Origin of the sequence: Pseudomonas sp. D3 (assembly GCF_029320995.1) — a bacterium.
Classification (GTDB): Bacteria; Pseudomonadota; Gammaproteobacteria; order Pseudomonadales; family Pseudomonadaceae; genus Aquipseudomonas; species Aquipseudomonas paraveronii.
On the sequence record NZ_CP119772.1, the window covers coordinates 806,745 to 833,188 of the forward strand.

22 protein-coding genes are annotated in these 26,444 nt (G+C 60.3%); 16 read left to right on the plus strand and 6 right to left on the minus strand.

Annotated features, from left to right (window positions below; genetic code table 11):
* The first annotated feature begins 18 nt into the window (after positions 1-18).
* The 5 genes from rplI to P3S72_RS03485 all read left to right on the plus strand — a co-directional run bounded on the left by rplI (position 19) and on the right by P3S72_RS03485 (position 5,959).
* Positions 19-465, plus strand: a complete 447-nt coding sequence (gene rplI / locus P3S72_RS03465) for a 50S ribosomal protein L9 (RefSeq protein ID WP_247399617.1) — start codon at positions 19-21, stop codon at positions 463-465.
* 111 nt (positions 466-576) lie between these two features.
* Positions 577-1,971, plus strand: a complete 1,395-nt coding sequence (gene dnaB, locus P3S72_RS03470) for a replicative DNA helicase (RefSeq protein WP_276196228.1) — start codon at positions 577-579, stop codon at positions 1,969-1,971.
* Between the two features lie 98 nt (positions 1,972-2,069).
* Positions 2,070-4,373, plus strand: coding sequence for a YgiQ family radical SAM protein (locus tag P3S72_RS03475; RefSeq protein ID WP_276196230.1), 2,304 nt, complete (start codon positions 2,070-2,072; stop codon positions 4,371-4,373).
* Between the two features lie 219 nt (positions 4,374-4,592).
* Entirely contained in the window at positions 4,593-5,519 is a 927-nt protein-coding gene (locus P3S72_RS03480; protein ID WP_276196232.1) for an NAD synthetase, read from the plus strand.
* On the plus strand, positions 5,519-5,959 hold the full coding sequence (locus tag P3S72_RS03485; protein WP_276196234.1) for a hypothetical protein: 441 nt from the start codon (positions 5,519-5,521) through the stop codon (positions 5,957-5,959). Before P3S72_RS03480 ends, P3S72_RS03485 begins: the two co-directional genes overlap by 1 nt.
* Positions 5,960-5,974: 15 nt before the next feature.
* Here the strand turns inward: P3S72_RS03485 and P3S72_RS03490 are convergent, their stop codons facing one another.
* Complete coding sequence (locus tag P3S72_RS03490; protein WP_247399627.1) at positions 5,975-6,463, minus strand: type VI secretion system tube protein Hcp; 489 nt, start codon at positions 6,461-6,463, stop codon at positions 5,975-5,977.
* Between the two features lie 187 nt (positions 6,464-6,650).
* Here P3S72_RS03490 and P3S72_RS03495 point away from each other — a divergent pair, with 187 nt between their 5' ends.
* From P3S72_RS03495 to P3S72_RS03505, 3 genes are all read left to right on the plus strand, one after another.
* Positions 6,651-7,565 (plus strand): NAD synthetase, encoded by a 915-nt coding sequence (locus tag P3S72_RS03495; RefSeq protein WP_276196235.1) that lies wholly within the window; start codon positions 6,651-6,653, stop codon positions 7,563-7,565.
* Entirely contained in the window at positions 7,562-8,056 is a 495-nt protein-coding gene (locus tag P3S72_RS03500; RefSeq protein ID WP_276196236.1) for a hypothetical protein, read from the plus strand. Before P3S72_RS03495 ends, P3S72_RS03500 begins: the two co-directional genes overlap by 4 nt.
* 108 nt (positions 8,057-8,164) lie before the next feature.
* Positions 8,165-8,518 carry a hypothetical protein gene (locus tag P3S72_RS03505; protein WP_276196237.1) on the plus strand — a complete coding sequence of 118 codons (354 nt, stop codon included), beginning with the start codon at positions 8,165-8,167 and terminating at the stop codon, positions 8,516-8,518.
* 209 nt (positions 8,519-8,727) lie between these two features.
* On the opposite strand, the gene P3S72_RS03510 is transcribed toward P3S72_RS03505, so the two are convergent.
* Positions 8,728-9,890 (minus strand): IS3 family transposase gene (locus P3S72_RS03510; protein WP_276194115.1). Its coding sequence is split into 2 segments (ribosomal slippage): positions 8,728-9,635 and positions 9,635-9,890, totalling 1,164 coding nucleotides; the frame shifts between segments, so codons are not numbered across the junction.
* An 85-nt stretch (positions 9,891-9,975) separates the two neighbouring features.
* Here P3S72_RS03510 and P3S72_RS03515 point away from each other — a divergent pair.
* From P3S72_RS03515 to P3S72_RS03530, 4 genes are all read left to right on the plus strand, one after another.
* On the plus strand, positions 9,976-10,350 hold the full coding sequence (locus P3S72_RS03515) for a hypothetical protein (protein ID WP_276196238.1): 375 nt from the start codon (positions 9,976-9,978) through the stop codon (positions 10,348-10,350).
* Positions 10,351-10,552: 202 nt separating this feature from the next.
* Complete coding sequence (locus tag P3S72_RS03520) at positions 10,553-13,843, plus strand: transglutaminase family protein (RefSeq protein ID WP_276196239.1); 3,291 nt, start codon at positions 10,553-10,555, stop codon at positions 13,841-13,843.
* 176 nt (positions 13,844-14,019) lie between these two features.
* Positions 14,020-16,506 (plus strand): circularly permuted type 2 ATP-grasp protein, encoded by a 2,487-nt coding sequence (locus tag P3S72_RS03525; RefSeq protein ID WP_276196240.1) that lies wholly within the window; start codon positions 14,020-14,022, stop codon positions 16,504-16,506.
* A complete protein-coding gene (locus tag P3S72_RS03530) occupies positions 16,506-17,396 on the plus strand; it encodes a transglutaminase family protein (RefSeq protein WP_247405602.1) in 891 nt (296 codons plus the stop codon). Before P3S72_RS03525 ends, P3S72_RS03530 begins: the two co-directional genes overlap by 1 nt.
* A 47-nt stretch (positions 17,397-17,443) precedes the next feature.
* Here P3S72_RS03530 and P3S72_RS03535 read toward each other — a convergent pair whose 3' ends face one another.
* Positions 17,444-17,632 carry a hypothetical protein gene (locus tag P3S72_RS03535; RefSeq protein ID WP_276196243.1) on the minus strand — a complete coding sequence of 63 codons (189 nt, stop codon included), beginning with the start codon at positions 17,630-17,632 and terminating at the stop codon, positions 17,444-17,446.
* Between the two features lie 333 nt (positions 17,633-17,965).
* Between P3S72_RS03535 and azu the strand changes: the two genes are divergently transcribed.
* Complete coding sequence (gene azu, locus P3S72_RS03540) at positions 17,966-18,412, plus strand: azurin (RefSeq protein ID WP_276196245.1); 447 nt, start codon at positions 17,966-17,968, stop codon at positions 18,410-18,412.
* Between the two features lie 135 nt (positions 18,413-18,547).
* On the opposite strand, the gene nadE is transcribed toward azu, so the two are convergent.
* The 3 genes from nadE to P3S72_RS03555 all read right to left on the minus strand — a co-directional run bounded on the left by nadE (position 18,548) and on the right by P3S72_RS03555 (position 21,677).
* Complete coding sequence (gene nadE, locus P3S72_RS03545) at positions 18,548-19,375, minus strand: ammonia-dependent NAD(+) synthetase (protein ID WP_276196247.1); 828 nt, start codon at positions 19,373-19,375, stop codon at positions 18,548-18,550.
* Between the two features lie 3 nt (positions 19,376-19,378).
* Positions 19,379-20,593 carry a nicotinate phosphoribosyltransferase gene (gene pncB / locus P3S72_RS03550; protein ID WP_276196249.1) on the minus strand — a complete coding sequence of 405 codons (1,215 nt, stop codon included), beginning with the start codon at positions 20,591-20,593 and terminating at the stop codon, positions 19,379-19,381.
* A 196-nt stretch (positions 20,594-20,789) separates the two neighbouring features.
* A complete protein-coding gene (locus P3S72_RS03555) occupies positions 20,790-21,677 on the minus strand; it encodes a LysR substrate-binding domain-containing protein (protein ID WP_276196250.1) in 888 nt (295 codons plus the stop codon).
* Positions 21,678-21,831: 154 nt separating this feature from the next.
* Between P3S72_RS03555 and P3S72_RS03560 the strand changes: the two genes are divergently transcribed.
* From P3S72_RS03560 to P3S72_RS03570, 3 genes are all read left to right on the plus strand, one after another.
* Positions 21,832-23,322 carry an aldehyde dehydrogenase family protein gene (locus P3S72_RS03560; protein ID WP_276196251.1) on the plus strand — a complete coding sequence of 497 codons (1,491 nt, stop codon included), beginning with the start codon at positions 21,832-21,834 and terminating at the stop codon, positions 23,320-23,322.
* A 170-nt stretch (positions 23,323-23,492) separates the two neighbouring features.
* The gene (locus P3S72_RS03565; protein ID WP_276196252.1) at positions 23,493-24,776 is read left to right on the plus strand and encodes an FAD-binding oxidoreductase; all 1,284 of its coding nucleotides are present in this window, start codon (positions 23,493-23,495) and stop codon (positions 24,774-24,776) included.
* 386 nt (positions 24,777-25,162) lie between these two features.
* Entirely contained in the window at positions 25,163-26,299 is a 1,137-nt protein-coding gene (locus P3S72_RS03570) for a branched-chain amino acid ABC transporter substrate-binding protein (protein ID WP_276196254.1), read from the plus strand.
* Positions 26,300-26,444 lie beyond the last annotated feature (145 nt).

Here is a 26,444-nt window from a genome sequence, read left to right on the forward strand (position 1 = left end):
AAGTTAGAGGATTTTCACATGCAACTGATCCTTCTGGAAAAAGTCGCCAACCTGGGCAACCTGGGCGACAAAGTAAACGTTAAGGCCGGCTACGGTCGTAACTACCTGCTGCCATACGGCAAAGCCACCGCTGCAACCGCTGCCAACCTGGCTGCGTTTGAAGAGCGTCGTGCTGACCTGGAAAAAGCAGCAGCAGACAAAAAAGCTTCGGCCGAAACTCGCGCTGCCCAACTGGCTGAGCTGGAAGTGACTATCACTGCCACCGCCGGTGACGAAGGCAAGCTGTTCGGTTCGATCGGCACCCACGACATCGCTGACGCACTGACCGCCTCCGGCGTTGAAGTTGCGAAAAGCGAAGTTCGTCTGCCGAACGGCACCATCCGCAACGTAGGTGAATTCGACGTAGCCGTGCATCTGCACGCTGAAGTTGAAGCCACCGTACGCGTTGTCGTGGTAGCAGCTTAAGCAACACCTAACTGACTGGCACCTCGCGTGCCAGGCGGTTAACATCGGGCACGATCCTGTTTACAGGTCGTGCCTTTTGTTTTTTTACACACCCCCTAATTCCAAGTGGCCATGAACGATATTTCAGCTCCTGAGCAATACGATCTGCAAACCGCTGCCCTTAAGGTGCCGCCGCATTCCATCGAGGCCGAACAGGCCGTGCTCGGTGGTTTGATGCTGGACAACAACGCCTGGGAACGCGTGCTGGATCAAGTCTCGGACGGTGATTTCTATCGGCATGACCACCGCTTGATCTTCCGCGCCATTGCCCGGCTGGCCGACCAGAACTCACCGATCGACGTGGTGACGCTGGCCGAGCAACTGGACAAGGAAGGCCATACTTCACAAGTCGGCGGCCTGGGCTACCTGGGCGAACTGGCGAAAAACACGCCGTCGGTTGCCAACATCAAGGCCTATGCGCAGATCGTCCGTGCGCGGGCCACGCTGCGGCAATTGATCGGTATCGCCACCGAGATCGCTGACAGTGCCTTCAACCCGGAAGGCCGCACCGCTGAAGAAATTCTCGACGAAGCCGAACGGCAGATTTTCCAGATCGCCGAAGCCCGCCCGAAAACCGGCGGCCCGGTCAGCGTCAACGACCTGTTGACCAAGGCCATCGACCGGATCGATACCCTGTTCAACACCGACAACGCCATCACCGGCCTGTCCACCGGCTACACCGACCTCGATGGCATGACCAGCGGCCTGCAACCGTCTGACCTGATCATCGTCGCCGGCCGTCCATCCATGGGTAAAACCACCTTTGCGATGAACCTGGTGGAGAACGCCGTACTGCGCAGCGAAAAGGCCGTACTGGTCTACTCGCTGGAGATGCCAGGCGAATCGCTGATCATGCGGATGTTGTCGTCCCTGGGGCGTATCGACCAGACCAAGGTGCGTGCCGGTCGTCTGGAAGACGACGATTGGCCGCGCCTGACCTCGGCCGTCAACCTGCTCAACGACCGCAAGCTGTTTATCGATGACACCGCGGGTATCAGTCCCTCGGAAATGCGCGCACGTACCCGTCGCCTGGTGCGTGAGCACGGCGATATCGGCCTGATCATGATCGACTACCTGCAGTTGATGCAGATCCCAGGTTCCAGTGGCGACAGCCGTACCAACGAGATTTCCGAGATTTCCCGCTCGTTGAAAGCCTTGGCCAAGGAATTCAACTGCCCGGTGGTTGCCCTGTCGCAGCTCAACCGTTCCCTGGAGCAACGGCCGAACAAGCGCCCGATCAACTCTGACTTGCGGGAATCCGGAGCGATCGAGCAGGATGCTGACGTGATCATGTTCGTTTACCGCGATGAGGTCTATCACCCGGAAACCGAGCATAAGGGCATCGCTGAAATCATCATCGGTAAGCAGCGTAACGGCCCCATCGGCACCACGCGCCTGGCCTTTATCGGCAAATACACCCGTTTCGAAAACCTTGCGCCGGGCAGCTATAACTTCGACGACGAGTAAAAGCGCCTTTTCTAATTCCTACTGCAAAGGTCGGAATTGGTTAAAATTTGTGCTATATTCCGCGCCCGCGATTTTTCATCTCAACACCGGTCACCGTCATGCAAACAGCCAAGCCGTTATTTGACTATCCCAAGTACTGGGCCGAATGTTTCGGTCCTGCGCCATTCCTGCCGATGAGCAGGGAGGAGATGGATCAGCTTGGCTGGGATTCCTGCGACATCATCATCGTCACCGGTGATGCCTACGTTGACCATCCGTCGTTCGGCATGGCAATCATCGGCCGGCTGCTGGAGTCCCAGGGCTTCCGCGTCGGGATCATTGCCCAGCCCAACTGGCAGTCCAAAGACGACTTCATGAAGCTCGGCGAGCCGAACCTGTTCTTCGGCGTCGCGGCCGGCAACATGGACTCGATGATCAACCGCTACACCGCCGACAAGAAAATCCGCTCCGACGACGCCTACACCCCAGGCGGCATGGCCGGCAAACGCCCGGACCGCGCGAGCCTGGTGTACAGCCAGCGGTGTAAGGAAGCCTACAAGAACGTGCCGATTGTCCTCGGTGGCATCGAAGCGTCCTTGCGCCGCATCGCCCACTACGACTACTGGCAGGACCGGGTGCGCAACTCGATCCTGATCGACGCCGCCGCCGACATCCTGCTGTACGGCAACGCCGAGCGTGCCATCGTCGAGGTGGCCCAACGCCTGTCGTGGGGCCACAAGATCGAAGACATCACCGACGTGCGCGGCACCGCGTTCATTCGCCGTGATACGCCGGCGGGCTGGTACGAAGTGGACTCCACGCGTATCGACCGGCCGGGCAAGGTCGACAAGATCATCAACCCGTATGTGAACACCCAGGACACCCAGGCCTGCGCCATCGAGCAGGAAAAGGGCCCGGTCGATGACCCGGAAGAAGCCAAGGTCGTGCAGATATTGGCCAGCCCGCGCATGACCCGCGACAAGACCGTGATCCGCCTGCCATCGGTGGAAAAAGTCCGTGGCGACGCGGTGCTCTATGCCCACGCGAACCGCGTGTTGCATCTGGAAACCAACCCGGGCAACGCCCGCGCCCTGGTGCAGAAGCACGGTGAAGTGGACGTGTGGTTCAACCCGCCGCCCATTCCGATGACCACCGAAGAAATGGACTACGTGTTTGGCATGCCTTACGCGCGTGTCCCGCACCCGGTGTATGGCAAGGAAAAAATCCCGGCCTACGACATGATCCGTTTCTCGGTGAACATCATGCGTGGCTGTTTCGGCGGCTGCACCTTCTGCTCGATCACCGAGCACGAAGGCCGGATCATCCAGAACCGCTCCGAAGAGTCGATCATTCGCGAAATCGAAGAAATCCGCGACAAGGTCCCGGGCTTCACTGGCGTGATTTCCGACCTCGGCGGCCCGACCGCGAACATGTACCGTATCGCCTGCAAGAGCCCGGAAATCGAATCCGCGTGCCGTAAGCCGTCGTGCGTGTTCCCTGGTATCTGCCCGAACCTGAACACCGACCACTCGTCGCTGATCCAGCTGTACCGCAGCGCCCGTGCGTTGCCGGGTGTGAAGAAAATCCTGATCGCTTCCGGCCTGCGCTACGACCTGGCCGTTGAGTCGCCGGAGTATGTGAAGGAGCTGGTCACCCACCACGTCGGTGGTTACCTGAAGATCGCCCCGGAACACACCGAGGAAGGTCCGCTCAACCAGATGATGAAGCCGGGCATTGGCAGCTATGACAAGTTCAAGCGCATGTTCGAGAAGTACACCAAGGAAGCGGGCAAGGAACAGTACCTGATCCCGTACTTCATCGCCGCCCACCCCGGCACCACCGATGAAGACATGATGAACCTGGCCCTGTGGCTCAAGGGCAACGGCTTCCGCGCCGACCAAGTGCAGGCGTTCTACCCTTCGCCGATGGCCACCGCCACCGCGATGTACCACTCGGGCAAGAACCCGCTGCGCAAGGTCAGCTACAAGAGCGAATCGGTGACCATCGTCAAGAGCGAAGAACAGCGCCGCCTGCACAAGGCGTTCCTGCGCTACCACGATCCGAAAGGCTGGCCGATGCTGCGTGAAGCGCTGACCCGCATGGGCCGCGCCGACCTGATCGGCCCGGGCAAGGATCAACTGATCCCGTTGCACCAGCCGGCCACCGACAGCTACCAGAGTGCGCGTCGCAAAAACTCGACGCCAGCCGGCAGCCACAAGGTCGCCAAGGAAACCACCACCAAGATCCTCACCCAACACACCGGCCTGCCGCCCCGTGGCAGCGACGGCAGCAACCCCTGGGACAAGCGCGAACAAGCCAAGGCTGCGGCCATGGTGCGCAACAAACAGGCCGCTAAGGAACGCACTGATGCGGCCAAGGGTAAGGGCGGCAAGCCAGCCCGCAAGCCGGTGGTGCCGCGTTGATCGCAGCCTGAATATGCCAAACGCCAGCCTCGTGCTGGCGTTTTGCTTTCTAGCCGGTGGGTAGCCTGTTTGTTAAGGTGGCGCCCATTAAATCGCCATCGGGAGCAAGTCGCACCGCCCCTCCCACATTAGATGTGTGAATACATTCAAAATGTGGGAGGGAGCTTGCCCCCGATAGCGTCAGTCCTGTCCCCAACTTTTCAAGGAAGAACACCCCCCATGAGCAACCCCCTGCTCAACATCGGCATGGACTCCAACCGCTCGCAGTTCATGGCGCGCCAGCGCATCGAGAGTGAAGTCAACCTGCCCCGGCTGTTTGCCATCATCGACGCCGACCCTGGCATCGTCGGCGCTGGCGTGGTGTATATCGACGCCGACTTCAACGTCGTGACCCTGCGCGAGTTCAAACCGATCTGCAGCATTCGACCCAAGCGCATCATTGTGCGCGAAGCGCAGAAATACATCGCCCCGGCACAGTTCGCCGACCAAGTGCTGAACAACCCACGCGAATCGCGATTGGTGAGTGAAGCCTTCAACACCACCTTGTCCTGCGGCGGCGCGGTCATTGGCTGGCTGGTGGTGTTGAGCGGCACCATCGCCATCCCGTTTACCGCCGGAGCCAGCACGGTCGTGACGGCCATCGGCTATACCGCTGCCTCGGCCAGCACCGTGTCGTGCCTGGTCGGTGGGTTCCGTACACGCAACGAAATCGTCAACCCGGCGATGAACGATTACCTGGATAACGAAGAGTGGTACCAAGCGGCGACCAAGATTCTCGACGGTGCCGCCTTGGTCGGCGTCGGCGCATCGGCGTTGACGACAGTCAAGCTGGTCAACGTCGCTCGTGCGGCCACAGGCAAAAGCATGCGTCAGGTGCTGAAAGGTCTGAACGGGCAGGAGCGGGAGAAACTCACCAAAGAACTGCTGAAAGTGGCCGACCCGCAAATGTCGAACAAGATGCGCAAGCTGCTGCAACTGAGCGGCGAGTTGCCTAAACGCTTTACGCCGACCCAGCTCAAGCACGCCACCTACGTCCAATTGGGCGATGCCTTCAGTGCGGGGCTGAGCGTCTGGGGCTTGAAGCGTTCGGATAACTACAAACAGGCCAAGACCTTGGCGATTGGCTTGTACGAAGAGGGCGAGTGATGAGTGGTGTTCCGTCGCTGAAACCGTTTTTGCTGGAGCATTTCCCCGCGTTCATCGGCGTGATTATCGCCGGTTGTCTCGGCGGTTCGGCGGCGATTTCCCTGGCGGCCAGCACCTATTTTGCCGACGTGCCCATGGCCACCAATGCCAGCGTGTCCTGGTTCGTGGTGATAGCGGCTGCACTGTTCGTGGTCAACAGCAACTTTTTGGTGGTGCGCGGCCGAGCCTGGGCCGTGTGGGGGATGGTGGCGTTTTTTGCGGCGTGCCTGCTGGTGGTCCTGCCGACGCTGCACTACCGGCCGCACTGGTTTATCTACAGTGAAAGCCTGTTCTGGCCATTGCTCGGGTTGCTGCTGATCAACAGTAAGGGTTATCGGTCGATGGTGAGCAAGTTGGTCGAAGTGCGGCGGTTGCGGGAGGCGGCAAAGGCCGGGCTGTAGCCTCGGCGCGCGGTTTCAGACTTTGACGTTCTGGCGAATGTTCCAGCCGTACTTGACCGCGCCGCCGTCCTTGCCGCCGTCGGATTTTTGCGGCTGGTAGCTGACTTCGACCGTGGCGAAGTTCAGGGCTATCACCTCAGTCAGTACATCGCTGCTGGTCACCGCGTCGGTTTGGTAGGACGTGACCATGACTTCCTTCAGCGTGATCACCAGATACTCCACGGCATTACTGCCACCGGCCTTGCGCACCACCAACCGCGCCTCCGGGTAATGCTTGCCGGTGGAGCAGGCCATCATCAGGTTGGGTGAAGACTTGTCCATGACCTTGGAGATGGACAGGTTTTCGATATTGACCTTGCCGGCGCCACCGCCGCTGCCGGTATGCATGGAACCGGTCTGGGACATGCCCCAGCCCCATCGGCTGATCTCGATTTCGTCGCGATGCGCTTGGTCTTTGGACTCGCCCTTGATGTCCCCCAACTTCAAAAACATATCAGTTGCCATTGTCGCTCCCTGTTTTGGTGTGCGCCGGAAGTGGCGTGGGGCGTACTTTTTCTTATTCGGGATATGGCTTACAAGGTGCTGCATCACGATCAGGAAGTGCCTGTCCGGATAAAGCGAAACTTCTGACATTTTTCGGGGGGAGGCAGTCTTTACCCTCTGCGCTCTTGTGAACCTCAGGAGTAAAGGGATGACTTCCAGCGTATTCAGAGACGGTTTCCTCAGTTCCAATTACATGACGCGGCAGTGGTTGGAAAACAGCATTGATCTGCGCAAGTTATTTGCGGCGATTGATGCTGATCCGGCCATCGTCGGTGCCGGCGTGGTGTACCTCGATGCGCAACTACGGATAGTCGTGCTGCGTGAATTTCAGCCGATTTGCAGTATCGCGCCGAAGAATGTGATTTTGCGCGAGGCGCCCAGCTATGTCGGGCGGGTGGAGTTCGCTCGGCAACTGGCGAATGAACCGCGAGACTCGCAGGTGGCGTTTGAGGCGGTGATTATGGGGTTGGCGTGTACTTCGGCGGTGATTAGTTGGTTGGTGATAGCGGGTGGGTTAGGGTTGAGTCCGTTTACGTTTGGGACTACCGGCGTAGCGGCTGCGATTAGCGTCGTAGGCGCGTCAGCCAGCACTGCTCAATGCTGGATTGGCATTCGCCGGACTAGAAATGAAATTAATGACCCTGCCCTTAACGACGCCATGGACAGCGATCAATGGCATCAGGCCTTAATGGCCGGGCTGGATGCGGCTTCGTTGTTAAGCGCTGGTACAGCAGCAATGTCGACAATCCGACTCGTCAATACGCTTAAAAAGACAACGGGGAAAAACACGCACCAGGTACTCAAAGGCTTGAATCGGCAAGAACGGGTAAAGCTCACTAAGGAGTTACTGAGCATCAACCATCCGGAGATGACTCGAAAAATGATCAAACTCAAACAACTGGCTGGAGATATGCCCAAGCGCTACACCTCGGCAGAAGTAAGAAATGGGACCATCTTGCAGATGCTCGATGCCCTTGGCGCGGCGTTGGGCGTTGCTGGCAGCGTGCGGTCCGGGAACATCCGGATTATCGCGGTTGGGCTGTATGAGGATATATCAGAGTGAGACTTCTCGGACGGAAACCTCTCATACCGATACGCCCTTTTCTTTTGCGCTACTTTCCTGTGTTTATCGGCGTAATTTTTTCGAGTCTTTTCGGCACTGCTACTCTTGTCGTGCTGGTGGAAAACTACTATTTCCCATCGTTAACGAATGCTGCTGCTGAAAATATCGGGAGGGTGTTAGCTCTCTTTATCACGCTCTGCAATTTCATGATCGCCTACGGGCGACCTAAGTGGGTCTGGGGCATGTATGGCCTTTTCATCGCCTGCCTGTTGGTCGCTGTGCCAGGTTTTCATTTTTCACCGAACCCATTCATTTACGCTGAATGCTTCTTTTGGCCGGTACTCGGCCTGCTGCTGCTTCGCAGCAAACGCCACCGGGAAATGCGTGCCAAATGCGTAGAACTTCGCCATATGCGCGGGAAGGTAATGGTGGCCATTGAAAAGCGGCGTAAACACGAGCGCGCAATAATCAGAATAAAGAAATCGAGGTAATGTGTGAGACCTCTCATACCTATACGCCCTTTTCTAAAACGTTACTTACCCGTGTTTCTCGGGGGGATTTTTTCAAGCATTTTTGCTGGATCTTCCGTAGTGGTGGTAGTGCAAAATTACTATCTCAAAGCCATTTCTTTAGCTATTTCGGCACAAGTAGCGTGGTGGGCATGTGTCGTTCTGGCATGCGCCTTGAGTCTTAGCAACATTATGATTGTCCGTGGGCGACGAGACTGGGTGTGGGTCATGGTTGTCTATTTTGGAGCCTGCCTGGTTACCGCTCTTCCGGCCATTCGTTATTCCCCTCATCTGTTCATCTATGCCGAAAGTCTGTTTTGGCCATTGCTTGGTCTGCTGACTCTCAACAGCAAGCGCCATCGTGAGATGCGTGGGAAGCTTGTTGAACTTCGTTTTAGGCGAAAACGGATACAGAAAATTGCTGACAGGCTACAAAAAAGGTGATTTTGCTTTGATTAATTGGGAGCGTTGCCTCATTCCCGACAACTTACTGTTCGGGAACATACGGATCGTCGCGGTTGGGCTGTATGAGGATATATCAGAGTGAGACTTCTCGGACGGAAACCTCTCATACCGGTGCGCCCTTTTCTTTTGCGCTACTTTCCCGTGTTTATCGGCGTAATTTTAGCGGGCATCTTCGGCAGTTGTAGTGGTCAACTAATCCCGGACACGACGTTAAGTTTTTCCTCGGCCCGCGCTGGTGCCAACCCCTCGTTGAATTGGTGAGGCCGAATCCAGTTGTAGCGATGCATCAAAAAATGGCTGATATCGCGCTGTGCTTCCTGCGCAGTTCGATAGCCCACGGTCGGTATCCATTCTGTTTTCAAGCTGCGAAATACGCGCTCCATCGGTGCGTTATCCCAGCAGTTTCCTCGTCGACTCATGCTCTGGCGCATGCGGTATCGCCACAACCGCTGGCGAAAGAGTCGGCTTGCATATTGCGATCCTTGGTCCGAGTGGAATAGCAGATCCGAAGGCCTGCCACGCTGCTCGTAGGCCATATCCAACGCTTTGATCACCAGCTCAGCGTCTGGCTTTTCCGACAGCGCCCAACCCACGATCCGACGCATACAAAGATCCAAGACGACAGCCAGGTAATGCCACTTTCCTTGCGCCCAAATGTAGGTGATATCGCCGCACCAGACTTGATTGGGCGCTGCCACATCGAACTCGCGGTTCAATGTGTTCGGGATATCGAGTCTTTCTACTGTTGCTCGTTTGTAGGCATGGGAGCCGGGTTGTTTGCTGACTAAATCAAGCTCGCGCATCAAGCTACGCACTTTGAATCGACCGAGTTGCTCACCGTCTTCACGCATCAGCGACAGAATGCTACGACTGCCCGCAGAGCTGCGACTTTGCGAGAACAGCTCACTGACGCGACTACGTAATCGAAGCCGTTCAACATCGGGCGTGCGGCGCCGCAGGCGCTGGGCGTAGTAACACGAGCGAGTGACGTCAAACACCTTGCACAGCCAATCAACCGGCTCATGGGCGCTCAACTGGTCAATCAGCGCGAACGCTCGTGATCTTCCGACATCAAGAGCGCGGTAGCCTTTTTTAGTATTGATTTCTCTCGCTCAAGCCGAGCAATCCGGGCTTCCAGCTCCTGAATTTTTTGCTGCTCCGACGTCAGTGCCTTGCTCTGCGGAGTGATGCCTTTATGTTCTTTCTGAATCTGGTCAACCCAGCGGCGCAATGCCGACTCACCAATGCCGAGTGAACGGCTGGCTTCGATGTAGCTGTAGTTTTGTTTGAGCACAAGGTCGGCAGCCTCGCGCTTGAATTCAGCGGAAAAGGAACGGCGTTGTTTGGTCATCTGACACCTCGATCTGGCGAGCATTCTCGCCTAAATGGGTGTCCGGTTTCATTAGACCACTACAAGTTCTTCTGTTGTTGTGCTGGTGGAAAACTATTATTTTCCATCGTTATCGAACGCGGTTGCTAAAAGTGCCGGCGTGGTCCTGGCCTGGTTTATCGCCCATTGCAATTTCATGATCGCCTACGGGCGCCCTAAGTGGGTCTGGGGCATGTATGGCCTTTTCATCGCCTGCCTGTTGGTTGCGGTGCCAGGTTTTCATTTTTCACCGAACCCATTCATTTACGCTGAATGCTTCTTTTGGCCGGTACTCGGCCTGCTACTGCTTCGCAGCAAACGCCACCGGGAAATGCGTGCCAAATGCGTAGAACTTCGCCATATGCGCAGGAAGGTAATGGTGGCCATTGAACAGCGGCGTAAACACGAGCGCGCAATAATCAGAATAAAAAAACCGAGGTGATTCCCCACCCAGCCCCCCACCAAACCGATACCGCCCCACCCACTCCCTGCCACAAATATGTGCAGCTCTTGCACCATCGCACCAACGTTGGCGCCGTTTTGGTGCTGTACTGCACCGGGTCTTACGATAAAGCGCAATGACCGCCGCTCTGGCATAAGTCTTGCGCGCGTTGTGTCCATGCCCTGGCTCGCAGGAGGCCGCCGTGTCGATTCATGTCGCGTTGCACCACGTTACGCATTACCGCTACGACCGCGCTGTTGAACTCGGCCCACAGATCGTGCGTTTGCGCCCGGCGGCCCATAGCCGCACGCGGATTTTGTCCTACGCACTGAAAGTGCTGCCCGAGCAGCATTTCATCAATTGGCAGCAGGACCCCCAGGGCAATTACCTGGCGCGCCTGGTGTTCCCGGAAAAGACTGACGAACTGCGTATCGAAGTCGACCTGGTCGCCGAGATGGCAGTGTTCAACCCGTTCGACTTTTTCCTTGAGCCCTACGCGGAAAAAATCCCGTTCCGCTACGCCGCCGACGAGCAGCGCGAGTTGGCGCCGTACCTGGAAACCTTGCCGCTGACGCCGAAGTTCGCCGCTTACCTGGCGGGTATCGACCGCACGCCGCTGCCGGCCGTGGATTTTCTGGTGGGCCTCAACCAGCGCCTGGCCGCCGATATCGGCTACTTGATCCGCATGGAACCCGGCGTGCAGACCCCGGAATTCACCCTGGAAAACGCCTCCGGCTCGTGCCGCGATTCAGCCTGGCTGCTGGTGCAATTGCTGCGCAACCTGGGGCTGGCGGCGCGGTTTGTCTCCGGTTATCTGATCCAGCTCACCGCCGACGTCAAAGCCCTCGATGGCCCGTCCGGCACCGAAGTGGACTTCACCGACCTGCACGCCTGGTGCGAAGTGTATTTGCCCGGCGCCGGCTGGATCGGCCTGGATGCCACCTCCGGGTTGTTCGCCGGTGAAGGCCATATTCCGTTGGCCTGTAGTCCCGATCCATCGTCTGCCGCGCCGATCAGTGGCCTGGTGGAGCCGTGCGAGTGCGAATTCACCCACGAGATGTCGGTAGAGCGCATCTGGGAAGCGCCACGGGTGACCAAGCCCTACACCGAAGAACAATGGCTGGCGATCCAGGCACTGGGTCGGCAGATCGATGGCGACCTGCTTGCGGACGACGTGCGCCTGACCATGGGCGGCGAGCCGACCTTCGTCTCCATCGACGACCCAGACGGCGCCGAGTGGAACACCGCGGCCCTGGGGCCGGACAAACGTCGCCTGTCGGCCGAGCTGTTCCAGCGCATGCGCAAACACTACGCGCCCAAAGGCCTGGTGCATTTCGGCCAGGGCAAGTGGTACCCCGGCGAGCAACTGCCGCGCTGGTCGCTCAACTGTTACTGGCGCCGCGATGGTGAGCCGATTTGGCACAACAGCGCGCTGATCGCCGACGAACAACTGGATTACGGCGCTGATGGCGTGTTGGCCGGGCGTTTCCTGGCCAGCGTTGCCGAGCGCCTGAAACTGCCGGCGCGGTTTGTGTTCCCGGCCTTTGAGGACAACTTCTACTACCTGTGGCGCGAAGGCGCGCTGCCGCAAAACGTCACCGCTCTGGACCCGCGCCTGAGCGATGAGCTGGAGCGCGAGCGCCTGCGCAAAGTGTTCAGCCAGGGCCTGGATAAAGTCATCGGCCAAGTGCTGCCTCTGGCGCGCACCGCCGCCAATGACCGCTGGCAGAGTGGGCGTTGGTACCTGCGCGACAACCATTGCCGACTGGTGCCGGGGGATTCGCCGCTGGGTTATCGCCTGCCGCTGGCCTCGCAGCCCTGGGTGACGGCGGCGGAGTACCCGTTTGTCCACCCGACCGACCCCAACCAGGACCTGCCCGAGCTGCCGAGCACGGCGCAATTGCAACGCCATGGCGAACCGGCGCCGAGCGCCGAACGCCTGCCGAAGATCGACGAGTCCGCCGACTGGCTGACCCGCACCGCGCTGTGCGCCGAAGCGCGGGAAGGCCGCCTGTATCTGTTCATGCCGCCGCTGGAACGCGTCGAGGACTACCTGGAACTGGTGGCCGCCATCGAAGCCACCGCCGAAGAACTGCACTGCCCGGTGCTGCTGGAGGGCTACGAGCCGCCGGCGGATTACCGTCTTAGCAACTTCCGGGTCACGCCTGACCCAGGTGTGATCGAGGTCAACGTGCAGCCGTCCGCCACCTGGGACGAGTTGGTGGAGCGCACCGAGTTCCTTTACGAAGAGGCGCGGCAAACCCGCCTGACCACCGAAAAGTTCATGATCGACGGGCGCCACACCGGCACCGGCGGCGGTAACCACTTCGTGCTGGGCGGCGCGACACCCAAGGACTCACCGTTCCTGCGGCGTCCCGATTTGCTGCGCAGCTTGATCAGTTACTGGCACAACCATCCGTCGTTGTCCTACCTGTTTTCCGGCTTGTTCATCGGCCCGACGTCCCAGGCGCCCAGGGTCGATGAAGCCCGTAACGATGCGCTGTATGAGCTGGAAATCGCCTTCGCGCAAATGCCCGCGCCAGGCGAAGAATGCCCGCCGTGGTTGGTGGACCGGCTGTTGCGCAATCTGCTGATCGACGTGACCGGCAACACCCACCGCGCCGAATTTTGCGTCGACAAGCTCTACTCCCCCGATGGCGCCACCGGGCGCCTGGGCCTGCTGGAGTTGCGCGCCTTTGAAATGCCGCCCCATGCACGCATGAGCCTGACCCAGCAATTGCTGCTGCGCGCGCTGGTGGCACGCTTCTGGCGCGAGCCGTATGCGCCGCCGAAACTGGCGCGCTGGGGCACCGAGTTGCATGACCGCTTCCTGCTGCCGCACTTCATCGAGCAGGATTTTGCCGATGTGATCGTCGAACTCAACGCCGCCGGCTACCCGCTGCGCGCGGAATGGTTTGCCGCGCACCTGGAGTTCCGCTTTCCTAAAGTCGGCGACTACGCCGTCAGCGGCATTGAACTGGAACTGCGTCAGGCTCTGGAGCCTTGGCATGTGCTGGGCGAGGAGGGCGCGGTCGGCGGCACGGTGCGTTATGTGGATTCGTCCCTGGAGCGCCTGCAGGTGAAGTTGAGCGGGCTGCCACCGCAGCGCTATTTGCTGACCTGCAACGGCATCCCGGTGCCGCTGCAACCGACCGGGCGCATCGGCGAGTTCGTCGCCGGCGTGCGGTATCGCGCCTGGCAGCCGGCCAACTGTCTGCAACCGACCATTGCGGTGCATGCGCCGTTGGTGTTCGATCTGCTCGACACCTGGATGCAGCGCTCCCTGGGCGGTTGCCAGTATCATGTGGCGCATCCGGGCGGGCGGAACTACGACAGCCTGCCGGTGAACGCCAATGAAGCCGAGAGTCGGCGCATGGCGCGGTTTTTCCGCTTGGGGCATAGCCCGGGCAAGCTGCCGGTGCCGACCGTAGTGGTGAACGATGAATTACCGATGACCTTGGATCTGCGACGTTTCCCAAATAAAAATGACTGAATGCAATCCAAAATGTGGGAGGGGCGGTGCGACGATTCGACTTGCTCCCGATTGCGGTGAATCAGCCGATACATGAGTTGACTGACCCACCGCAATCGGGAGCAAGCCCCCTCCCACAAAGGATTTGCAGTGTTTGTTAGGTTAATCTGAGCCCCCTTGCCTCTGCCGAGCGTTCCATGTCCGACTTGCTCGACCGTTACCCGCTGACCGCGGGCACTTATCACGAACTGCTGGACGATAGCGGCGCGGTGCGTGCTCATTGGCAGCGCCTGCTCGACCACCTGCAACGCAGCACCCCCGCGCAACTGGCCCAGCGCCAGGCGTTGCTGACCCGGCAGATCCAGGAAAACGGCGTGACCTACAACGTCTACGCCGATCCCAAGGGCGCTGATCGCCCGTGGGAACTGGACCTGCTGCCCCACGTGCTGGCGGCCGATGAATGGCTGCACTTGTCGGCCGGCATCGCCCAGCGTGCGCGGCTGCTCAACGCGGTGCTGGCGGACCTTTACGGCCCGCAACGCTTGATCAAGGAAGGCTTGCTGCCGGCCGAACTGGTGTTCGGGCATAACAACTTCCTCTGGCCGTGCCAGGGCATCCAGCCGCCCGACGGCGCGTTTTTGCACCTGTATGCCGTCGATTTGGCGCGCACCCCAGATGGCCGCTGGTGGGTCACCGCCGACCGCACCCAGGCCCCGTCCGGCGCCGGTTATGCGCTGGAAAACCGCACCATCGTGTCGCGTGCCTTTCCGGATCTGTACCGCGACCTGCAGGTGCAGCACCTCACCGGTTTCTTTCGCACCCTGCAGGAAACCCTGGCACGCCAGGCGCCCAGCGATGAGCAACCGCCATTGATCGTGCTGCTCACGCCCGGGCGTTTCAACGAAAGCTATTTCGAACACCTGTACCTCGCCCGCCAGCTCGGCTACCCGCTGGTGGAAGGCGGCGACCTCACGGTGCGCGACAGCACGGTGTTCCTGAAAACCCTCAGCGGCCTGCGCCGGGTACACGCGATCATGCGCCGCCTGGACGACGATTTCTGCGACCCTCTTGAGCTGCGCACCGACTCGGCCCTCGGCGTGCCCGGCCTGCTCGACGCCGCGCGCCAAGGTAACGTGTTGGTGGCCAATGCCCTGGGCAGCGGTGTGCTGGAGTCCCCTGGCCTGTTGGGCTTTCTGCCGAAGATCAATGAGTTTTTGTTTGGCGAAGAACTGATCCTGCCGTCCATTGCAACGTGGTGGTGCGGCGAAGCGCCGGTGCTTACCGAAGCCCTGGAGAAACTGCCCGAGCTGCTGATCAAGCCGGCATTCCCTTCGCAAAGTTTTAATCCGATTTTCGGTCGCGACCTGGATGACGAACAACGCCAGGCCCTGGCCGAGCGCATGCGCGCACGGCCTTACGCGTATGTCGCCCAGGAGCTGGCGCAGCTGTCCCAGGCGCCGGTGTGGCACACCGTCGAGGATCACCTGCAACACCGCGCCATCGGCATGCGCGTCTACGCCGTGGCCAGCGCTGACGGTTACCGGGTATTGCCCGGCGGCCTGACCCGCGTGGCAGCCGATGCCGATGCCGAGGTCGTTTCGATGCAACGCGGCGGCGCGAGCAAGGACACCTGGGTGCTCGGCGAACGCGCAGCCGGCAGCGAGCACTGGCGCGCGCAGCGGCCGATCGGCGCCCATGACCTGGTACGCCGCGACCCTTATCTGCCGTCGCGGGTGGTGGAAAACCTGTTTTGGTTTGGCCGTTATTGCGAGCGCTGCGATGACAGCGCGCGCTGGCTGCGCATCGTGTTGGCGCGCTATGTCGACGGCGACGATCCGCTGGCGTTGCAGGCGGCGGTCGAGCTGGGCGAAAGCCTGCACTTGCTGCCGGAGGAGGGCGAGTTGCCCGAGCGCCTGCTCGCGGCCTTGCTCGGCGACGACTGGCCGTCGAGCCTGCGCGCCAACCTGCAGCGCTTGCAGTGGGCCGCGTCCCAGGTGCGCGGTAAGTTGTCCCGGGAGAACTGGCAGGCCCTGGTGGAGCTGCAACGCGAAGCCCTGGAGCTGGAAAGCGAAACCCCGGACTTTGGCGAGTTGCTGGACTTCCTCAATCGCCTGGTGATGTCCCTGGCGGCGTTGTCCGGGTTTGCCCTGGACGACATGACCCGCGACGAAGGCTGGCGCTTTCTGATGATGGGTCGGCGCATCGAGCGTCTGCAGTTTCTCAGCAGCAGCCTCGCGGCGTTCCTGCGTGGCGTGGTGGTGTTCGATCAAGCTGGGCTGGAGTGGTTGCTGGAACTGGGCAACAGCAGCATCACCTACCGCTCGCGCTACCTGGCGGTGCCGCAACTGATCCCGGTGCTCGACTTGTTGCTGCTGGATGAGCAGAACCCCCACGCCGTGCTGTTCCAGTTGAAGCTGGTGAGCCGCACCTTGCGTCGCCTCAACGACGATTTCGCGGTGCCCCGGGAAACCGGCCTGGCGCCTTTGGTCGAGCGCCTTGCGCGGTTCGACCTGGGTTGCCTGGAAAACTCGCTGTTTGGCGAGGCCAGCGTGCGTGCCGCGTTGGACGGCCTGGCCGACCTGCTGCAAGCGGTCGCCGATGAGAGCGGGCAAGTGTCGGATCGCCTGGCCTTGCGCCATTTTGCCCATGTGGATGATGTCAGCCAGCGAACGGTGTCGGTGTGATGAGTGCGCGCTATCAGATTTTTCACGATACCCATTACCACTACGACAGCCCAGTGTCCCTGGCCCAGCAGTTGGCGCATCTGTGGCCACGGCCATGCGCCTGGCAGCGCTGCACCTCGCAGCAGTTGGATATCAGCCCGTTGCCGTCGTCGCGCCGCGATGAGCTGGACGTGTTCGGCAACCCGATCACCCGCCTGGCGTTCGAGCGGCCCCATGATGAATTGTTGGTGAACGCCGGGCTGACCGTGGAAGTGCTGGCGCGGCCGCTGCTGGATTTCCAACAGTCGTTGGCCTGGGACCAAACCCGCGACAGCCTGACCTACAGCAGCCAGCCGCTGTCACCGGCGTTGATCGAAGCCTGTCGCTTTCGTTTCGAATCGCCCTACGTGCATTTGAAGAAAACCTTCGTCGATTTCTCCGAAAGCTGTTTCCCTCCTGGCCGTCCGTTGCTGCTGGGAGCCCAGGCCCTGATGGAAAAAATCTTCGGCGAATTCACCTTCGATGCCGAAGCCACCCAAGTCGCCACGCCGCTGGTGGAAGTGCTCGAGCGCCGACGCGGCGTGTGCCAGGACTTCGCTCACCTGATGCTCGCCTGCCTGCGCTCACGGGGCCTGGCGGCGCGCTATATCAGCGGCTACCTGCTGACCCAGCCACCGCCCGGCCAGCCACGGATGATCGGCGCGGATGCGTCCCATGCGTGGATTTCGGTGTATTGCCCGGTGTTGGGCTGGGTGGACTTTGATCCGACCAACAATGTGCAGCCGGCACTGGAGCACATCACCCTGGCCTGGGGCCGGGACTTCTCCGATGTTTCGCCGTTGCGTGGGGTGATTCTGGGGGGAGGGAGCCATGACCCGGAAGTGCGGGTGACGGTGATGCCGCTGGAGTAAAGATCATCCCCGCGCAGGCTGCGGGAATGATCAGAATCCGGTGTTTCTCAGGCGTCTGGCGCCGGGTCTTTCGGTGTTTCGGTGTCGTCGGTTGTCACTTCGCCTTCCGCATCCGGGTTCAATGCGCCGGCCTCTTCATCTGCAGCGGCTTTCTTGCGTTGCAGCTTTTCGTCTTTCTTCTGTTCCTTGGCCAAGTCTCTTTGACGTTTGGCGAAGGAGTAATTAGGTTTGGCCATGGGCGATCCTCTAGGGTCGAAGGTGAGGGTGGGCGGCGCGCAGCTGCCTTGGGTCGCTATGGTAGCAGCTTCGCGGCGCGCTTGGCCTTCACTTACCGCAGGCGTATGCGGCCAACAGACCGCTGAATAGATGATTGAGGTGCATGATCCGTACTCCAGTGGGTGATGGACCGATCATAGGCGGGCTGTGGCACTTTGGCTGGTTGATTGTGTCGATAAGTCTGATAGCCTAAAGTTGTATACAATCTGTTGATTCAGGTCATAAGAATTTCTGCCTGTCTCAGGCACGCTTGTCGCAATACGCGCTTTTAAAACCCTGCCTTGGAGATTCACATGTTTGCCAAACTCGTTGCTGTTTCCCTGCTGACTCTGGCAAGTGGCCAGTTGCTTGCTGCAGAGTGCAAGGTCACCGTCGACTCTACCGACCAGATGTCCTACAACACCAAGGAAATCGTGATCGACAAGAGCTGCAAGACGTTCACCGTCGAGCTGACTCACTCCGGCAGCTTGCCGAAAAACGTCATGGGTCATAACTGGGTGCTGGCCAGCGCCGCCGACATGCAACCGGTTGCGACCGACGGCATGGCTGCCGGCCTCGACAAGAACTACCTGAAAGAAGGCGACGAGCGCATCATCGCCCACACCAAGGTGATTGGTGCTGGCGAGAAAGATTCGGTGAGCTTTGATGTGTCCAAGCTGAAAGCGGGCACTGACTATGCGTTCTTCTGCTCGTTCCCGGGCCACATTGCGATGATGAAAGGCACTGTGGTCGTCAAGTAAGACCGCGTTATCGTTCATCGGGGGCAAGCCCCCTCCCACACTTGGAATGCATTTCGAATGTGGGAGGGGCGGTGCGACGATTCGACTTGCCCCCGATGGCTGCCTGACAATCAACACAAAACTATCTGGTTCACCTCACGGCGCAAACGGCATCACCCGCTTGTGCTCGGTCTTGCGATACGTCTCGCAGATGATCCTGAACGCGTCCTCCCGCACTGGCTCGCCGTGCAGGAACGCATCGATCTCGGCATAGGTCACGCCATGTGACGCCTCGTCCGGCTTGCCCGGCGAGAGGTCTTCCAGGTCGGCGGTCGGGACCTTCTCCACCAGCGACTCCGGCGCCCCGAAGTGCCGCGCAATCGCCCGCACCTGATTCTTCACCAACCCGCTCAACGGTGCCAGATCGCAGGCGCCATCGCCGAATTTGGTGAAAAAGCCCATCACCGCTTCCGCCGCATGGTCGGTGCCGATCACCAGGCCACTGGCTGCGCCGGCGATGGTGTACTGCGCGACCATGCGCATGCGCGCCTTGGTGTTGCCCAGCACAAAATCACGCGATACCGCAGCCTTGCCTTCAAACGCCGCCACTTCATTGGCCAGGCATTTCACCGCCGGGCCGATGTTCACGGTGTGGCGCTCGTCCGGTTCGATAAAGTCCACCGAGGCCTGGGCGTCGATTTCATCGAACTGGGTTTCGTAGGGTAGGCGCACGGCGATAAAACGGTAGCCTTCGTCGCCGGTACTGGAACGCAGTTCCTGCATGGCGCGTTGGGCCAGCAGGCCTGCGGTCAGGGAGTCGACGCCACCGCTGATGCCCAGCACCAATGTCTTGAGCCCTGAATTGCGCAGGCAGTCCTGGATAAAGGTCACGCGCCGGGCGATTTCGGACTCAAGGGCGGCCTGGTCTTTGAACGGTGCTTGAACCTTGAGCTGCTGCGCAATCTCACGCTGTACGGCTTGCATGATTCACTCCTTGCTGGAAAGGGCAGGTACTTTGAAAACGTGCCGCAAATAGGCGACGAAATTCGGGTCGGTGCAGTGGGTCTTGCCCGCTTCATCGGAGATCTTCGCGACGGGCTGGCCATTGCAGGCCGTCATTTTAAGCACAATGCTCATCGGTTCCACACCTGGAATATCGCAGGTCAGGTTGGTGCCGATGCCAAAGCTCACATTGATTCGACCGCGCAGCGCCCGGAATATCTCCAGGGCCTTGGGCAGCGTCAGGCTGTCGGAGAACACCAGGGTCTTGCTCATCGGCTCGATGCCCAGCTTGTGATAGTGGGCGATGGCTTTTTCTGCCCATTGCACCGGGTCGCCGGAGTCGTGGCGCAGGCCGTCGAACAGCTTGGCGAAGTACAAGTCGAAGTCGCCGAGGAAGGCATCGGTGGTGATGCAATCGGTCAGGGCGATACCCAGCAGGCCGCGGTATTCGCGGACCCAGCAATCAAGGGCAGCGATCTGGCTGTCGATCAGGCGCGGGCCGAGTTGCTGGTGGGCCATGATCCATTCATGGGCCATGGTGCCCAGCGGTTTCATATCGAACTCGCGGGCCAGGTGGACGTTACTGGTGCCGACAAACCGGCCGGGGAAGTCATGCTTGAGCACGCTCACCACTTCTTCCTGCACGCGGTAGGAGAAGCGTCGGCGCGTGCCGAAGTCCGCCACCTGCAGCTCGGAGAGCTCGTCGCTGCTGGCGTTAGCGGTCAGCCAGTCGAACTTGCGGTACAACTGCTCGCGGGCCTGCTCCAGGGTCACGGACTGGTAGCGGTAGCGGTTACGCACTTCGCTGATGATCGCGAGCATCGGCACTTCAAACAGGATCACATGCAGCCACGGCCCGCGCAGGCGGATAAACAGCTCGCCGTTTTCGATGCCGGTGTGGACATAGCGCAGATTGAAGCGGAACAAGCCGAGGAAACGCAAAAAGTCCGGTTTCATGAAGCTGATGCGTTCCAGGAAACCCAGTTGGTCAGGGCTCAGGCTCAGCTCGGCGAGGCGCTCGATCTGGTAGCGGATCTCCGCCAGGTACGGGCGCAGGTCTTCACTGTTGCGGCAACGAAACTCCCATTCAACTTCCACGTTGGGGTAGTTGTGCAGCACCGCCTGCATCATGGTCAGCTTGTAGAAGTCGGTGTCGAGCAGGTTCTGCACGATTCGATCGGCAAACACACTCTCGCTCATAACGGGAATCTCCAGACGGGACGGCGACGGGCGCCGACCTTTACGCACAATTAGGGAAGGGGGCTAGTGGCGCATAGACCTGTGGGGTTTTGCCAGTGATTTTTTCAGTGAGGCCACAGGCACTATCGGGGGCAAGCCCCCTCCCACAGGTTGGAATGCGTTTCAAATGTGGGAGGGGGCTGCAGACAACACAGGTTCACACCTGCTCCATCATCCACTTCACAAACTCCCGCACCTTGGGCACCTCCGCCGAATGCTCGGGGTACGCCAGGTAATACGCATCCTGGCTCGGCATCGCATGCTGCCAGGGGATCACCAACTTACCGTCGGCCAGCTCTTCTTCCACCAGGAACCGCGGCAACAGCGCCACGCCACAGCCCACCTGCGCTGCACGAATGCACATATAGAAGGTGTCGAAGCGCGGCCCGTGATAGCTGTGCTCGGTGTGAAAGCCCTGGTCGGCGAACCAGTCATGCCAGCCCTGGGGCCGCGAGGCGTTTTGCAGCAGCACCAGGCTGCTCAGTTGCGTGGGGTCGGTGAATGGCTGCGCGGGCAGGCTTTCCGGGGCACACACGGGGATCAGTTCTTCGCTGAACAGTTTCAGGCTCTCGGTGCCGGGGCGTGAGCCTTGGCCGAAGTAGAACGCCATATCGGCCTTGCCTTGCAGCAGCTCGTCCGGTTCCTGTTCGTTGCACAGGTCCAGGTGGATCTGCGGGTGACGCAAGCGCCAGCCCTTGAGGCGCGGCACCAGCCAGCGGGCGCCGAAGGTGTAGGGCGTGGACACGCGTAATACTTCGGTCTCGCCGCCGTAGGAGCGCAGGTAATGGGTGGACATCTCCACCTGCGTGAGGATTTTGCGCACTTCCACCAAATACAAATTACCCGCCGGGGTCATTTGCAAGCGTCGGCGTACCCGGCGAAACAGCAGGTGCTGCAGCAGTTCTTCCAACTGCGCCACCTGTTTGCTCACCGCGCTTTGCGTAAGGTTCAGCTCCTCGGCGGCGCGGGTGAAGCTCAGGTGGCGGGTGGCGGCTTCGAAACACTGCAGGGCAGTGATCGAGGGCAAATGTCTTTTGTTCTGCACGGCACGCCTCGTTTTGTTCTTTGCATGAATAAACGGAATGATATCTCGCCTAATCGTCGTTTGTTGGCAAGTCTTGGGGCAGCTACAAATAAGCCTTGGATCGCCGTGCGGGCTGCGGCGCAATTTTTCTGTTTGTAGATTGAAGGAGTGACCCATGGTCGCCGCATTGCTTGATCGTCTCGGGGTAAACCCGGCGCTGTACCAAGCGGGGAAACAACCCGTGCATTCGCCGATCGATGGCAGCCGTATCGGCAGTGTGAACTGGGAAGGTGCCGCCGAGGTGGAGCAACAGGTCAGTCGTGCCGAGCATGCATTCGAGGCCTGGCGCAAAGTGCCGGCCCCGCGTCGCGGCGAGCTGGTGCGCCAGCTCGGCGACGTGTTGCGCGAATACAAGGCCGACCTGGGCGAACTGGTCTCCTGGGAAGCCGGCAAGATCACCCAGGAAGGCCTGGGTGAAGTGCAGGAAATGATCGACATCTGCGACTTCGCCGTCGGCCTGTCGCGCCAGTTGTATGGCTTGACCATCGCCTCTGAGCGCCCCGGTCACCACATGCGTGAAACCTGGCACCCGCTGGGCGTGGTCGGCGTGATCAGCGCGTTCAACTTCCCGGTGGCGGTGTGGGCGTGGAACACCACCTTGGCCCTGGTGTGCGGCAACGCCGTGATCTGGAAACCGTCGGAAAAGACCCCGCTGACCGCCCTGGCCTGCCAGGCGCTGTTCGAGCGCGTGCTGAAAAAATTCAACGACGCGCCGCAATACCTGAGCCAAGTGATCATCGGCGGCCGCGAGGCCGGTGCGGCGCTGGTGGATGACCCGCGTGTCGCGCTGATCAGCGCCACCGGCAGCACCCGCATGGGCCGTGAAGTGGCGCCGAAAGTCGCCGCGCGGTTTGCCCGCAGCATTCTCGAACTGGGCGGCAACAACGCGATGATCCTCGGCCCAAGCGCCGACCTGGACATGGCCGTGCGCGCCATCCTGTTCAGCGCCGTCGGCACCGCTGGGCAGCGCTGCACCACGCTGCGCCGGCTGATCGCGCATGAATCGGTCAAGGAAGAAATCGTCACCCGCCTCAAGGCCGCCTATTCCAAGGTGCGCATCGGCCACCCGCTGGAAGGCAACCTGATCGGCCCGCTGATCGACAAGCACGGCTTCGACAGCATGCAGGACGCCCTGGAGCAAGCCCTGAGCGAAGGCGGCAAGGTGTTCGGCGGCAAGCGCCAGTTGGAAGACAAATTCCCGAATGCCTACTACGTGTCGCCGGCGATTGTGGAAATGCCGGAGCAAAGCGACGTGGTCTGCACTGAAACCTTCGCGCCGATCCTGTACGTGGTTGGCTACAGCGACTTCGCCGAAGCCCTGCGCCTGAACAACGCCGTGCCGCAAGGCCTGTCGTCGTGCATCTTCACCACCGATGTGCGCGAAGCCGAGCAGTTCATGTCGGCGGTGGGCAGCGACTGCGGCATTGCCAACGTCAACATCGGCCCGAGCGGCGCAGAAATCGGCGGCGCGTTTGGCGGTGAGAAAGAAACGGGCGGCGGGCGTGAGTCGGGTTCGGATGCGTGGCGTGGGTACATGCGTCGCCAGACCAACACCGTGAACTACTCGCTGGAACTGCCGCTGGCCCAGGGCATCACCTTCGACTGATTACCTGTCGAAACACGGTTAAAAAGGTGGGAGGGGGCTTGCCCCCGATGGCGGTGTGTCAGTCAACAGATGTAAAGCTGATCCACTGCCATCGGGAGCAAGCCCCTCCCGCATTTGACCTCATTTGCAGTTCGGAATAGATGTTTGTTAGGTCTCATCGGAGTCTGGCAATGGCACTGCGCGAAACATGTTTGTGGGAACAACTCACCCCTGGCCGGCCGGATCGCGCCGCGCTCAAGGGTGAAGTGACGGTGGATGTGTGCGTGATCGGCGCCGGGATTACCGGTTTGTCGGCGGCCATTCACTTGCTGGAACAGGGTAAAACTGTCGCCGTGCTCGAAGCCCATCGCACCGGCCATGGCGGGTCGGGGCGCAATGTCGGGCTGGTCAACGCCGGGCTGTGGATTCCCCCGGACGAGATCGAAGCCGGTTTCGGCGAGGCGGTGGGCAGCCAGCTCAACCGTATGCTGGGTGCGGCGCCGTCGCTGGTGTTCAGCCTGGTCGACAAATACAACATCGATTGCCAATTGCGCCGCGAGGGCACTTTGCACATGGCGCACAACGCCCGGGGCGAGGCGGATTTGCGCAGTCGTGAAGAACAATGGCAGCGCCGTGGCGCGCCGGTTGAATTGCTCACCGGCGCGGCCTGCGAGCAAGCCACCGGGACTAAAAAAATCGCCGCTGCGTTGCTGGATAGACGTGCCGGCACCTTGAACCCGATGGCCTATACCAGCGGTCTGGCCAACGCGGCCGTGGGGTTGGGCGGGCAGCTTTTCGACCATTCCCCCGTCACGCAGTTGGAACGCCAAGGTGCGAATTGGTCGGTGCAGACCGCGAACGGTGCGGTGCAGGCTGCACAAGTGGTGATCGCCTCCAATGCCTACACCGAAGGCGAATGGACTGCGCTGCGGCGCAATTTCTTCCCTGGCTATTACTACCAGGTCGCCTCCGCGCCGCTGACCGACGACGCGGCCAAACACATCCTCCCCGGCGGCCAGGGTTCCTGGGACACACGCCAGGTGCTCAGCAGCATCCGCCGCGATGCCGATGGCCGCCTGTTGCTCGGCAGCCTGGGCAACGGCAACCAGAAACCGGCGTGGTTCCTCAAGGCGTGGGCCGATCGGGTGCAGCAGCACTACTTTCCGTACCTCAAATCGGTGCAGTGGGAATGCACTTGGACCGGCTGCATCGCGTTCACGCCGGACCATCTGATGCGCTTGTTCGAACCCGCGCCCGGCCTGGTGGCCGTGACCGGCTACAACGGCCGCGGTGTGACCACCGGCAGCGTGGTCGGCAAGGCCTTTGCCGACTACTTATGTCACCAGAATCCCCAGGCGTTGCCGATTCCGTTTGCGCCGATGCAACCGCTGGCCGGGGTGGGCCTGCGCAGTTGCCTGTATGAAGCCGGATTTTCGCTGTATCACGCCGGCCAATGCTTGCGGATCGTGATCTGATCAGCGAAATAGCCCTCAGAAGCCGGCATGTTCTTCGCCGGCTACTCATCTGTATTGGTGCAAGTTGTAGCAATCACGCACTGTAAATGTGCAGTTCCGTTACGTGCATGGTTACAGCTGTAGGAAGTGTCGTTTGGCTGTCCGGTTGCAGGTGCGACCCGTGGAGGTTGTACTTTTTTGGTCCATGGGTTGCACCTATTGAAGTTAGAGGGTTGCACGTACTGACGAACGGCGCCGAAACGCCTGCAATAACAATGACACCGTGTCTTTTTGAAGAATAAAAAAGTAATGGCACGCGGCTTGCTCTGGGCTTTCACTGAAAGTTTTAGTTGAAGGTTTGCAGTGAATACGTAGTGCCAATAAACAAAAACCTCGGAGCACCACTCATGTCCCAGACGTTTTACAAGAAAGGTTTTCTGGCCCTCGCCGTTGCAGCGGCGCTGGGTGTTTCTGCGTTTGTTCAAGCTGATGTGAAGATTGGCGTGGCGGGGCCGATGACGGGCGCTAACGCCGCTTTCGGTGAGCAGTACATGAAGGGCGCCCAGGCGGCAGCCGATGCCATCAACAAGGCCGGCGGCATCAACGGTGAGCAGATCAAGCTGGTTGCCGGCGACGATGCCTGTGAACCCAAGCAGGCCGTGGCTGTGGCCAACCGCCTGGCGGACCAGGACAAAGTGATCGGCGTGGTCGGGCACTTCTGCTCGTCCAACACCATCCCGGCGTCCGAGGTCTACGACGAAGCCGGCATCATCGCAATCACCCCGGGCTCCACCAACCCACAGGTCACCGAACGCGGCCTGGGCGCCATGTTCCGTATGTGCGGACGTGACGACCAGCAAGGCATCGTGGCCGGCGACTACATCGTCGACGTGCTCAAGGGCAAGAAAGTCGCGGTCATCAACGACAAGGACACCTACGGCAAAGGCTTGGCCGACGCCACCGCTGCCCAGTTGACCAAGCGCGGCGTGAAACCGGTGCTGGAAGAAGGCCTGACCCGTGGCGAGAAAGACTTCAGCGCCCTGGTCACCAAAATCCGCTCCCTGGGCGCCGACGTCGTGTACTTCGGCGGCCTGCACCCGGAAGCCGGTCCGCTGGTTCGTCAGATTCGTGAAGCGGGCCTCAAGGACGTGAAGTTCATGTCCGACGACGGCATCGTGACCGACGAACTGGTGGCGACCGCCGGTGGCAAGCAATATGTGGATGGCGTGTACATGACCTTCGGCGCCGACCCGCGCCTGCTGCCGGACAGCAAGGCGGTGGTTGAAGAGTTCCGTAAAAACGGCACCGAGCCAGAAGGCTACACCCTGTATGCCTACGCGTCGGTCCAGGCCCTGGCTGCCGGCTTCAACGGTGCCAAGTCCAACAAGGGTGAAGAAGCTGCCAAGTGGCTCAAGGCTCACCCGGTAAAAACCGTGATGGGTGAAAAAACCTGGGATGCCAAGGGCGACCTGAAAATCTCCGACTACGTGGTTTACCAGTGGGACAAAGACGGCAAATACCGCCAGTTGGAAAAGCAGAAGTAATCCAGGTGGGAGGGGGCTTGCTCCCGATAGCGGTGTGCCAGTCAACAGATGTGTAACTGACCCACCGCATCGGGGGCAAGCCCCCTCCCACAGGGGGACTGTGTTGTTATTGAGATCTGTCTTTTCCTCCAGAAGGACCGCACAC

What these genes read in the sequence shown, in the direction of transcription:
- P3S72_RS03525 (WP_276196240.1), top strand. Translation starts at nt 14,020, where the DNA reads ATGTCCGACTTGCTCGACCGTTACCCGCTGACCGCGGGCACTTATCAC.
- dnaB (WP_276196228.1), top strand. Translation starts at nt 577, where the DNA reads ATGAACGATATTTCAGCTCCTGAGCAATACGATCTGCAAACCGCTGCC.
- P3S72_RS03565 (WP_276196252.1), top strand. Translation starts at nt 23,493, where the DNA reads ATGGCACTGCGCGAAACATGTTTGTGGGAACAACTCACCCCTGGCCGG.
- P3S72_RS03495 (WP_276196235.1), top strand. Translation starts at nt 6,651, where the DNA reads ATGACTTCCAGCGTATTCAGAGACGGTTTCCTCAGTTCCAATTACATG.
- P3S72_RS03560 (WP_276196251.1), top strand. Translation starts at nt 21,832, where the DNA reads ATGGTCGCCGCATTGCTTGATCGTCTCGGGGTAAACCCGGCGCTGTAC.
- P3S72_RS03535 (WP_276196243.1), bottom strand. Translation starts at nt 17,632, where the DNA reads ATGGCCAAACCTAATTACTCCTTCGCCAAACGTCAAAGAGACTTGGCC.
- P3S72_RS03485 (WP_276196234.1), top strand. Translation starts at nt 5,519, where the DNA reads ATGAGTGGTGTTCCGTCGCTGAAACCGTTTTTGCTGGAGCATTTCCCC.
- nadE (WP_276196247.1), bottom strand. Translation starts at nt 19,375, where the DNA reads ATGCAAGCCGTACAGCGTGAGATTGCGCAGCAGCTCAAGGTTCAAGCA.
- azu (WP_276196245.1), top strand. Translation starts at nt 17,966, where the DNA reads ATGTTTGCCAAACTCGTTGCTGTTTCCCTGCTGACTCTGGCAAGTGGC.
- P3S72_RS03480 (WP_276196232.1), top strand. Translation starts at nt 4,593, where the DNA reads ATGAGCAACCCCCTGCTCAACATCGGCATGGACTCCAACCGCTCGCAG.
- rplI (WP_247399617.1), top strand. Translation starts at nt 19, where the DNA reads ATGCAACTGATCCTTCTGGAAAAAGTCGCCAACCTGGGCAACCTGGGC.
- P3S72_RS03530 (WP_247405602.1), top strand. Translation starts at nt 16,506, where the DNA reads ATGAGTGCGCGCTATCAGATTTTTCACGATACCCATTACCACTACGAC.
- pncB (WP_276196249.1), bottom strand. Translation starts at nt 20,593, where the DNA reads ATGAGCGAGAGTGTGTTTGCCGATCGAATCGTGCAGAACCTGCTCGAC.
- P3S72_RS03570 (WP_276196254.1), top strand. Translation starts at nt 25,163, where the DNA reads ATGTCCCAGACGTTTTACAAGAAAGGTTTTCTGGCCCTCGCCGTTGCA.
- P3S72_RS03490 (WP_247399627.1), bottom strand. Translation starts at nt 6,463, where the DNA reads ATGGCAACTGATATGTTTTTGAAGTTGGGGGACATCAAGGGCGAGTCC.
- P3S72_RS03475 (WP_276196230.1), top strand. Translation starts at nt 2,070, where the DNA reads ATGCAAACAGCCAAGCCGTTATTTGACTATCCCAAGTACTGGGCCGAA.